Below are 8,959 nucleotides of genomic sequence, written 5' to 3'. Positions count from 1 at the left end.
GGTCTGTGCGGGGCGGCCGGGTGCGCGGCCACCTCCTGGTGGGCCGGTCTGGTGCCGCCGCTCGCGGCCCAGGCGCTGGGGCTGCCGGTGTCCGCGGGCGCCGGGCTCGGACCCGCGCAGTGGGCGGCGTACGCGGCGGCGGGGGCGCTCGGGATGTTCGGGTTCGGCGGCCTCGCCCGGGGCCGGACCGGACGGGCCTGGGTGCTCGGTCTGTTCGGCCGCTACCGGGGGACGGTGCGCCGCACCGGCCTGATGTGGGTGAACCCGCTGCTGCTGCGCCACCGGGTGGACGTGCGGCTGCGGCACTGGCGCAGCGAGCCGATGCCCGCGGCGGACGGCAACGGGGTCGCGCTCAGGGCGGTGACGCTGGTGGTCTGGCGGGTGCGGGACACCGCGAAGGCCACGCTGGGCGTCGAGGACCACGAGACGTATCTGCGCGAGTGCGTCGAGGCGGCGTTGGCCCGGGTCCCGGTGGAGCCGCTCGGCACGGTCCGCAGCTCGGCGGACGTGGCCGGCGACACACTGACCCGGCTGGTGGCGGCGGACGCGGCGCCGGTCGGCCTGGAGGTGTTCTCGGTGCGGCCGGTCCGGGTGGAGTACGCCCCGGAGGTCGCCGCCGCGATGCACCGGCGCCGGATCGCCGCACTGGACGCGGCGCAGCGGGCGAGCGTGCTCACCTCGGTCGTGGACTCGGTGGAGGACACGGTGACCCGGCTGACCGTGCGCGGGCTGGTCGAACTGGACGACTACGAGCGCAAGGTGCTGGTCAAGGATCTGACGGTGGCGTTCTGCGCGGGGCGCGGGGACACGGGGGCCTGACCCGGTGGCGCGGGCGGGCGGCGTGTTCCGCCTTTGGTATGGACATGTTCAACTACCGGCAATAATCTGAACTTGGTCTAGACCTGCACGGCTCACTGAACTTCCCCACACGTCACAGGGAGCAGCAGTATGCGCACAAGGACCAAGTTGTACGCGGCCGCGCTGGGCATGGCGACCACCGGAGCCCTCGTCCTGTCGTCCGGCGGCGCCAGCGGTCACGGCTACACCGATCTGCCCGTCAGCCGGCAGAAGGTGTGCCAGAACGGCACGGTCGGCGGGTGCGGCGCCATCCAGTGGGAGCCGCAGAGCGTCGAGGGACCCAAGGGCTTCCCGGCCTCCGGGCCGGCCGACGGGAGCATCTGCTCCGCCGGCCACGGGTCGTTCGCCGCGCTCGACAGCCCCAAGCAGCCGAACGGCCAGGCGTGGCCGACCACCAAGGTGAACGGCGGGCAGAGCTACACCTTCCGCTGGCAGTTCACCGCCCGGCACGCCACGACCGACTTCAAGTACTACGTCACCAAGCCGGGCTGGAACCAGAACCACAACCTGGCCCGGTCCGACCTCAACCTCACGCCGTTCTTCACGGTGCCCTACGGCGGCAAGCAGCCCCCGGCCACGCTCTCCCACAGCGGCACGCTGCCGTCCGGGCTGAGCGGGCACCACGTGATCCTCGCGGTGTGGACGGTCCACGACACGGGCAACGCGTTCTACGCGTGCTCGGACGTCACCTTCTGAACGGGCGCTCCGAACGGGCGAAGGGCCCCCTCGCCTGAGCGAGGGGGCCCTTCCGCTGTGCGCCGCCAGGGACTCGAACCCCGGACCCGCTGATTAAGAGTCAGCTGCTCTAACCAACTGAGCTAGCGGCGCATGACTCCCGCCGTCCGCTTCCCGCGGTCGGCGACGACGAAAATACTACCCGGTCCCGAGCAGTGCTCGTGACCAGTCCCGAGCCGGCGGTCGCGGACAGGCCCTAGATCGCCAGGGACAGCAGGACCGGTGCCGCGCTCCGGTTCAGCTCGTCCGCGGCCCGGCGCAGCCGGTGCGCGTGCTCGACCGGGAGCGACAGGGCCAGACAGCCCACGGCGGAACCCGCGGTGATCGGCACGGCCGCGCAGACCGTGCCCACCGCGTACTCCTGGAGGTCGAGGACGGGCACGGTGGCCGGCTGGGACTCCAGCCGGGACAGCAGCAGCTTGTCGCTGGTGATGGTGCGCGAGGTCAGGCGGGCCATCCGGTGCCGGGACAGGTGGTCGAGGCGGCCGGCGTGGTCCAGCTGGGTCAGCAGGGACTTGCCCACCGCGGTGGCGTGCGCCGAGACGCGGAAGTCCACCCACTCGTTCACCCTGGGCGTGGCCGGGCTGTCGGCGTACTGGGTGACGCTGACCTCTCCGTCGACGTACCGGCTGATGTAGACGGCGGCGCCCACCGAGTCGCGCAGCCGGTCCAGGGTGCGCTGGAGCTTCGCGCGCAGGGCCTCCTCGCGGCCGTGCGCCGAGCCGAGGCGGGCCAGTGCCTCCCCGGTGACGTACACGCCGTCGGCGGTCTGCTCGACGTAGCCCTCGCGGCGCAGCATGCGCAGGAGCGTGGTCAGCCGCTCCCGGTCGAGGCCGCTCCCGCGGCCGATCTCGGTGTCGGTGACACCGGAGGTGTGCCGCGCCACCGTCTCCAGGACGCGCAGGGCGTCCTGGGCCGAGTGGTGCGGCGCGGTCGGCTGGTGCTGCAGCGCCACGGTGGTCTCCCCCTGCGCTCGCTGGTGCATCCCTGCGTTCACGATAGCCGCCAAGAGGCGCCTCGTGAGGGGGTGTTGACCGGATTCCGGGGCCCTCATCTGCGACGCAGGCCCACAGGCATATGCCGATGGCCTGCCCCAGCGTCGCGACCTCGGTCGTTGGGGCAGGCCCGCCGCGCAATTACAGGACCGCGCTGAGAAACTCCCGCGTCCGGTCGTGCTCCGGCTCGCTGAAGATCTTCTCCGGCGCTCCGGCCTCGATGACCCGGCCCGAGTCGAACATCAGGACCTGGTCCGATATGTCCCGGGCGAAGTTCATCTCGTGGGTCACGCACAGCATGGTGATGTCCGTGCTGCGGGCGATGTCCCGCAGCAGGTCGAGCACGCCCGCGACCAGCTCCGGGTCGAGCGCCGAGGTCACCTCGTCGAGCAGCAGCACCTTCGGGCGCATCGCCAGCGCCCGGGCGATCGCCACCCGCTGCTGCTGGCCGCCGGAGAGCTGGGCCGGCCGGGCGTCGCTCTTGTCGGCCAGACCCACCATGTCGAGCAGGCCCTTGGCCCGCTCCACCGCCTCGTCCTTGGACATCCCGAGCACCGTGACCGGCGCCTCGGTGATGTTGCGCAGGACGCTCATGTTCGGGAACAGGTTGAACTGCTGGAACACCATCCCGATCTGCTTGCGGACCTCGCGCCGCTCCTTCTCGGTCGCCGGGAAGAGCTTCTGCCCGTCCACGGTGATCGTGCCCTCGTCGGGCTTGAGGAGCGTCATCAGCAGCCGCAGGATCGTCGTCTTGCCCGAACCGGACGGGCCGATCAGGGTGACGTGCTTGCCGGCGTCGACGGAGAAGTCCAGGTGGTCCAGGACGGTGTTGTCCCCGAACCGCTTGGTGACCTGCTCCAGGCGGATCAGCTCGCCGGAGCTGCGCTCGGGGCTCTTCTCGGGGTTGGGGAGAGTGTCAGTGGGCAAGGCGTCGCTCCAGGGCTCGCAGGGCAAGGGAGGCCAGGTAGGAGATGACGATGAAGGCCACGCCGATCACCGTCAGGGGCTCGGTGAACTGGAAGTTCTGCTGCGAGAACAGCCGTGCCTCGCCGAGCATCTCCAGCACCGTGATCGCCATCAGCAGCGGCGTGTCCTTCAGCATGGAGATCACGTAGTTGCCGAGGGCGGGGGTCACCCGGCGGATCGCCTGCGGCAGGATGACCGCCGTCCAGGTCCGCCGCAGCGGCAGGTTCAGCGCCGTCGCGGCCTCCCACTGACCGACCGGCACCCCCTCGATGCCGGCCCGGTAGACCTGCATCGTGTACGTCGAGTAGTGCAGCCCGATGGCGACCACACCGGTGGTGAGCGCCGAGAAAGTGATGTTCCACTCGGGCAGCACGTAGAAGAGGAAGAACAGCTGCACCAGCAGCGGGGTGTTCCGGATGAACTCCGTGACCACACCGACCGGCCAGGTCACCCAGCGGGTCGGCACCCGCATCAGCAGCGCCCACACCAGGCCGACGCCGAACGAGACCAGCGAGCCGAGCACCAGGATCTGCAGGGTGACCAGCAGGCCGTCCCAGAAGTGCGGCATGAAGTCGGAGACCGCGCTCCAGTCCCATTTCACGACACACCACTTCCCTCAGGCACGCGCACGGCCGCCGTCTTCTTCCGCGGCGCCTTCCCGACGCCCGCCTTCAGCTTCTTCTCCAGGCCGCGCATCACCCGCGTGAGCAGGAACGCGATCACGAAGTAGATCAGCAGCACGTATGTGTAGATCTCCGCGCTCTCCTGGAGCGCCAGGCGTACCAGGTTGGCGCTGAAGGCCAGGTCGCCCATGCCCATGATCGAGACCAGGGCGGTGCCCTTGAGCAGCTCGATCAGCAGGTTGGAGAAGGGCGGGATCATCTCCGGCACCGCCTGCGGCAGCAGGATCAGCTTCATCCGCTGCCAGGGCGTGAAGCTGAGCGCGATGCCGCCCTCCTTCTGCGCCGGGTCGACCGCGGCCAGCGCGCCGCGCACGATCTCGGAGCCGTACGCCCCGTAGGTCAGGCCGAGCGCCAGCGTGCCCGCCCACATCGGCACCAGCTGCCAGCCGAAGGCCGGGGGCAGCACGAAGAAGACCCAGAAGATCATCACCAGCGCCGAGGTCCCGCGGAACACCTCGGTGTAGAAGCCCGCGAGGAAGCGGACGATCCACAGCCGGTGGGTGCGCGCGATGCCGGCCACGAAGGAGACGGCCGTCGCCAGCAGCGAGCTGAAGAAGAGCAGCTGGACGGTGACCCAGACGCCCTGGAGTACGAGTTCCCACAGTCCCGAGGTCATCCGCCGCAGAGCTCCTTCGCGGTCAGATCGGTCATCTCGTTCTGGGTGAAACCGAAGGGCTTGAGGATGCGCAGCAGTTCGCCGCTCTTCTTGAGCTTCTGCAGCTCGACGTTGAAGGCGTCCCGCAGGTTGGTCTCGTCCGGACGGAAGGCGAAGCCGCCGCCGTCGACGTGGGGCTTGCCGCCGACCAGCGGTGCGAAGGCCTCCGTCGCCTCGGCCTTGCTGGACTTCTTCACCACGTCACGGACGGTCAGCGCGGTCCCCGCGAAGACGTCCACGCGCCCGGACTCGACGGCGTTGAGTCCGGCCACCTGGTCGGGGACGATCAGGATGTCGTCCTCCTTGTACCCGTGCTCCACCGCGTAGGCGATCTCGGCGTAGCCGGTGCCGGTCGCGAACTTGGCCTTCTTCTTGACGATGTCCCGGTAGTTGTGCAGCCCGAGCGGATTGCCCTTGCGCACGATGTACGCGTCGAGCATCTGGTAGTCGGGGTCGGAGAAGATGACCTGCTGGCAGCGTTCGGCGTTGATGTACATCCCGGCCGCCACGACGTCGAACTGCTGGGACGCCAGGCCCGGGATGAGGGAGCCGAACTCGGTCGGCACGGGCTGCACCCGGTCCACGCCGAGCCGCTTGAAGATGACCTTCGCCAGCTCCGGCGCCTCGCCGGTCAGCTCGCCGTTCTTGTCTATGTACCCGAAGGGGATCTCGCCGGCGATGCCGAGCCGGGCGACGCCCTGGGCCCGGAGCCGGTCGAGCAGGTCGCCCCCCTTGACGTCGGACGCGGTGGCCACCCGCGAGCAGCCGGCCGCCCCCAGCGCGCCGAGCGCCGCGACCCCCGCGAGCAGCGACCGGCGAGTGGGCCCGGCTGTCCTGGACCTCAGGTCGGATATGCCCCTTGGTGGGGTTCTGTGTGGTGGAGCCATGGGCGCGCAGCTACCCGAAGGGGGGCAGGTTATGCCGATCTTTTTCAGTCCGATACATCGGCCCGGCGCTCTTGACCGCGGGGCCGCGGGGCACTGCCATGGAGGGCATGGCTGATCGCTTCATCGAAGTCTCGCTGGTCAAGCGCGGAATCACCTGCACGGCCCAACTGCTCGACGACCGGGCCCCGATCACCTGCGCGGCCGTCTGGGACGCGCTCCCCCTCGGCGGCGACGTGTACCACGCCAAATACGCCCGCAACGAGATCTATGCCCTTTTCGCGCCCTTCGCGACATCCGAACCCCCGCTGGAGAACCCGACGGTAACGCCCATTCCGGGCGACCTGTGCTATTTCGCCTTCGCGGGTGCCGAGTTGGGCACGAAGGCGTACGGCTACGACCGCGAGGTCCGCCCCGGCACCACCCTCGTCGACCTCGCCCTCTTCTACGAGCGCAACAACCTCCTCCTCAACGGCGACGTCGGCTGGGTCCCCGGCACCGTCTGGGGCCGCATCACCGAGGGCCTGGAAGCCATGGCGGAAGCCTGCAACGACCTGTGGCGCACGGGGGCGGCGGGGGAGACGCTCAGCTTCCGGAGGGCTTAGCCTCCGGTGGCGGTACGGAGCGGGATGGGGAACGCGGTCCGGCGCTTACCGGGCGCCGCCTGCGCCCACCCGTGCCGCCCCAGCGGCACGACTGCCCGCAGCTATGCGGGTCCCGCCCCGTACAGCGCGTGCGCCGCCCGCAGCACCAGATCGTCCCGGTGCCGCGCCGCGACGATCTGGAGGCCGACAGGCAGCCCGTCCCCGTCGCTCCCCACCGGCACGGTGGCCGCGGGCTGCTGCGTCAGGTTGAACGGATACGTGAACGGCGTCCACCCCGTCCACCGCCGCTGCCCCGACCCCTTCGGCACCTCCACCCCCGCCTCGAACGCCGTGATCGGCAGCGTCGGCGTCACCAGCAGGTCGTACGCCTGGTGGAAGACGCCCATCCGCCGCCCCAGCTCCATCCGGACGTCCACCGCCGCCAGATAGTCCAGCGCCGAGTACCGCGCCCCCGCCCCGACGATCTCCCGCAGCCCCGGGTCCAGCAGCTCCCGCTGCCCCGCCCTCAGGTGCTGCACCACCCGCGCCGCCCCGCTGAACCACAGGGTGTGGAAGGCGTCCACCGGGTCCGTGAAGTCCGGGTCGGCCTCCGTCACGTACGCGCCGAGCCCCGCCAGCCGCTCCACCGCCCGCCGGACCGCCCCGGCCACCGCCGGACGCACCGCCACCTGCCCGCCGAGCGAGGGCGAGTACGCGACCCGCAGCCCCCGCACCCCGCCCGACAGGGCCTCGGTGTACGACCCGGGGGCCGGGCCCAGCGCCGACCAGTCCCGGGCGTCCGGGGTGCCGATGACGTCCAGCAGCAGCGCCGCGTCCGCCGCGTCCCGGGTCATCGGACCGACGTGCGCGAGCGTGCCGAACGCGCTCGCCGGGTACAGCGGAACCCGGCCGTACGTCGGTTTCAGGCCGAAGATGCCGCAGAAGGACGCCGGGATGCGCACGCTGCCGCCGCCGTCCGTGCCCAGCGCCAGCGGCCCCGCCCCGAGTGCCACGGCCGCCGCCGCGCCCCCGCTGGAACCGCCCGCGGTACGGGACGGGTCGTGCGGGTTGCGGGTGACGCCGGACAGGGGCGAGTCGGTCACGCCCTTCCAGCCGTACTCCGGCGTCGTGGTCTTGCCGACGAACACCGCGCCGTGCTCGCGCAACCGCGCCACGGACGGCGCGTCCTCGTCCCAGGGGCCGTCCGGGGAGACGGCCCGGGAGCCGCGCAGGGTCGGCTGACCACGCGTCAGCAGGATGTCCTTCACCGTGACCGGCACCCCGTCCAGACGCCCGCACGGCTCCCCGCGGCGCCACCGCTCCTCGGCCCGCCGGGCCTGGTCCAGCGCCTCCTCACCGGTCAGCCGGACGAAGGCGTTCACCTCCGGCTGGATCCGCTCGGCCCGGTCCAGGACCGCCCGGGTCGCCTCCACGGGGCTGAAAGCGCCCTTGCGGAAGCCGTCGACGAGCTGTACGGCGGTCAGCTCGGTGAGGTCGGTCATGCGGCACCCTCCCGCGGGTCGGTGACGTCGGCGACGTCAGTGTCCGGGCACGTATCCACGCTTCTTGTCGACCACGTTGGCCAGCGGTCCGCCCGCCGCCCAGCTCTCGAACAACTCCACGAACTGCGCGCCCAGTTCGTCCCGCCAGCCGATCGTGTCCCCGCTCATGTGCGGCGAGACGATCAGCTCCGGCACCTCCCACAGGGCGCTGTCCGGTGCCAGCGGCTCGTGGCTCAGCACGTCCAGGGCGGCGCCCGCGATCCGGCGTGCGGTCAGCGCCTCGACCAGGTCCTCCTCGACGACCAGTTGTCCCCGCCCCACGTTCACGAACCGGGCGGAGGGCCGCATCAGCCCGAACCGCCGGGCGTCGAACATGCCGCGCGTGTCGTCGGTGAGCGGTGCCGCCGCCACCACCCAGTCGGCCCCGGCCAGCAGCCGGTCCAGCTCCTGGGGGCCGTGCACACCGGGGCGCGCGGTGCGGCCGACCAGCGCGGTGGTGATGCCGAGCGCCTCCAGCGTGCTCGCGATCGCCCGGCCGATCGGGCCGGAGCCCACCACGCAGGCGCGTGTTCCGGCCACCCGCGTCGACTCGCGGTGCCGCCAGGTCCGCTCGCCCTGGAGGCGCAGCGTCGTGGGCAGGTCCTTGGCCATCGCCAGGACGAGCGCGGCGACGTACTCGGCGATCGGCCGGTCGAAGACACCGCGCGCGTTGGTCACCACCGTGTCCGACGCGGCCAGCTCCGGGCACATCAGATGGTCCACGCCGGCGCTCGCCGTGTGCACCCAGCGCGGGCGCGGACCGCCGCCCGGCCAGGCCTCGCGCACCGCGTGCGAGGTGAAGTCCCACACCAGCAGGACGTCGGCGTGCGGCAGCCGCTCGGCCAGCGTCGCCGCGTCGGCGTGCTCGATCCGGGCCCGGCCGGTCAGCCGGCCCAGCCGGGGCGGCGGCTCGGCGTCCAGGACGAGCAGGGTCGGCAGGGGAGCGGGCGCGGGCGGGGACGTGGTCATCGGCGGGCCTGTCTCCGGTCGGTGGAAGCGGGGGCGGTTCGGGTGTTGACGCGGAAGTTAACCGGCTGTTGACCTGGGAGTGATGCGAG

At 71.6% G+C, this 8,959-nt stretch carries 10 protein-coding genes and 1 tRNA gene; 3 read left to right on the top strand and 8 right to left on the bottom strand.

All coding sequences use genetic code 11. The annotated features are described in order from the left end of the window. Together BZZ08_RS12180 and BZZ08_RS12175 are read left to right on the top strand one after the other, a co-directional pair. On the top strand, positions 1–819 hold an 819-nt coding region (locus BZZ08_RS12180), incomplete at its 5' end, for an SPFH domain-containing protein (RefSeq protein ID WP_104632204.1). Between the two features lie 129 nt (positions 820–948). Further along, positions 949–1,554 carry a lytic polysaccharide monooxygenase auxiliary activity family 9 protein gene (locus BZZ08_RS12175; protein WP_104632194.1) on the top strand — a complete coding sequence of 202 codons (606 nt, stop codon included), beginning with the start codon at positions 949–951 and terminating at the stop codon, positions 1,552–1,554. Between the two features lie 58 nt (positions 1,555–1,612). Here BZZ08_RS12175 and BZZ08_RS12170 read toward each other — a convergent pair. From BZZ08_RS12170 to ehuB, 6 genes are all read right to left on the bottom strand, one after another. Continuing rightward, positions 1,613–1,686 (bottom strand) — tRNA-Lys (locus BZZ08_RS12170). A gap of 103 nt (positions 1,687–1,789) precedes the next feature. Continuing rightward, positions 1,790–2,548: an IclR family transcriptional regulator gene (locus BZZ08_RS12165; RefSeq protein WP_198601434.1), complete on the bottom strand. Its 759-nt coding sequence runs from the start codon at positions 2,546–2,548 to the stop codon at positions 1,790–1,792. A gap of 181 nt (positions 2,549–2,729) precedes the next feature. Then, complete coding sequence (gene ehuA / locus BZZ08_RS12160) at positions 2,730–3,515, bottom strand: ectoine/hydroxyectoine ABC transporter ATP-binding protein EhuA (protein ID WP_104632192.1); 786 nt, start codon at positions 3,513–3,515, stop codon at positions 2,730–2,732. After that, positions 3,505–4,155 (bottom strand): ectoine/hydroxyectoine ABC transporter permease subunit EhuD, encoded by a 651-nt coding sequence (gene ehuD / locus BZZ08_RS12155; RefSeq protein WP_104632191.1) that lies wholly within the window; start codon positions 4,153–4,155, stop codon positions 3,505–3,507. The genes ehuA and ehuD overlap by 11 nt, the downstream gene beginning before the upstream one ends. After that, a complete protein-coding gene (gene ehuC / locus BZZ08_RS12150) occupies positions 4,152–4,853 on the bottom strand; it encodes an ectoine/hydroxyectoine ABC transporter permease subunit EhuC (RefSeq protein WP_104632190.1) in 702 nt (233 codons plus the stop codon). The genes ehuD and ehuC overlap by 4 nt, the downstream gene beginning before the upstream one ends. Beyond that, complete coding sequence (gene ehuB, locus BZZ08_RS12145; protein WP_104632189.1) at positions 4,850–5,779, bottom strand: ectoine/hydroxyectoine ABC transporter substrate-binding protein EhuB; 930 nt, start codon at positions 5,777–5,779, stop codon at positions 4,850–4,852. Before ehuB ends, ehuC begins: the two co-directional genes overlap by 4 nt. A 107-nt stretch (positions 5,780–5,886) precedes the next feature. On the opposite strand from ehuB, the gene BZZ08_RS12140 reads away from it, so the two are divergent. Continuing rightward, positions 5,887–6,381 carry a DUF3830 family protein gene (locus tag BZZ08_RS12140; protein ID WP_198601430.1) on the top strand — a complete coding sequence of 165 codons (495 nt, stop codon included), beginning with the start codon at positions 5,887–5,889 and terminating at the stop codon, positions 6,379–6,381. 101 nt (positions 6,382–6,482) lie between these two features. On the opposite strand, the gene BZZ08_RS12135 is transcribed toward BZZ08_RS12140, so the two are convergent. Both BZZ08_RS12135 and BZZ08_RS12130 read right to left on the bottom strand, forming a co-directional pair. Then, on the bottom strand, positions 6,483–7,862 hold the full coding sequence (locus BZZ08_RS12135) for an amidase (protein WP_104632187.1): 1,380 nt from the start codon (positions 7,860–7,862) through the stop codon (positions 6,483–6,485). A 36-nt stretch (positions 7,863–7,898) separates the two neighbouring features. After that, positions 7,899–8,870 carry a D-2-hydroxyacid dehydrogenase gene (locus BZZ08_RS12130; RefSeq protein ID WP_104632186.1) on the bottom strand — a complete coding sequence of 324 codons (972 nt, stop codon included), beginning with the start codon at positions 8,868–8,870 and terminating at the stop codon, positions 7,899–7,901. Positions 8,871–8,959 lie beyond the last annotated feature (89 nt).

The organism is Streptomyces sp. MH60, from assembly GCF_002939385.1.
Classification (GTDB): Bacteria; Actinomycetota; Actinomycetes; order Streptomycetales; family Streptomycetaceae; genus Streptomyces.
Note: the sequence above shows the minus strand (reverse complement) of the source record. Positions and strands in the feature narration are given on the sequence as shown.

Bases quoted from the DNA above. Each gene is read 5' to 3' on its own strand.
- BZZ08_RS12175 (WP_104632194.1), top strand. From the start codon at position 949: ATGCGCACAAGGACCAAGTTGTACGCGGCCGCGCTGGGCATGGCGACC.
- ehuC (WP_104632190.1), bottom strand. From the start codon at position 4,853: ATGACCTCGGGACTGTGGGAACTCGTACTCCAGGGCGTCTGGGTCACC.
- ehuB (WP_104632189.1), bottom strand. From the start codon at position 5,779: ATGGCTCCACCACACAGAACCCCACCAAGGGGCATATCCGACCTGAGG.
- BZZ08_RS12140 (WP_198601430.1), top strand. From the start codon at position 5,887: ATGGCTGATCGCTTCATCGAAGTCTCGCTGGTCAAGCGCGGAATCACC.
- BZZ08_RS12135 (WP_104632187.1), bottom strand. From the start codon at position 7,862: ATGACCGACCTCACCGAGCTGACCGCCGTACAGCTCGTCGACGGCTTC.
- BZZ08_RS12130 (WP_104632186.1), bottom strand. From the start codon at position 8,870: ATGACCACGTCCCCGCCCGCGCCCGCTCCCCTGCCGACCCTGCTCGTC.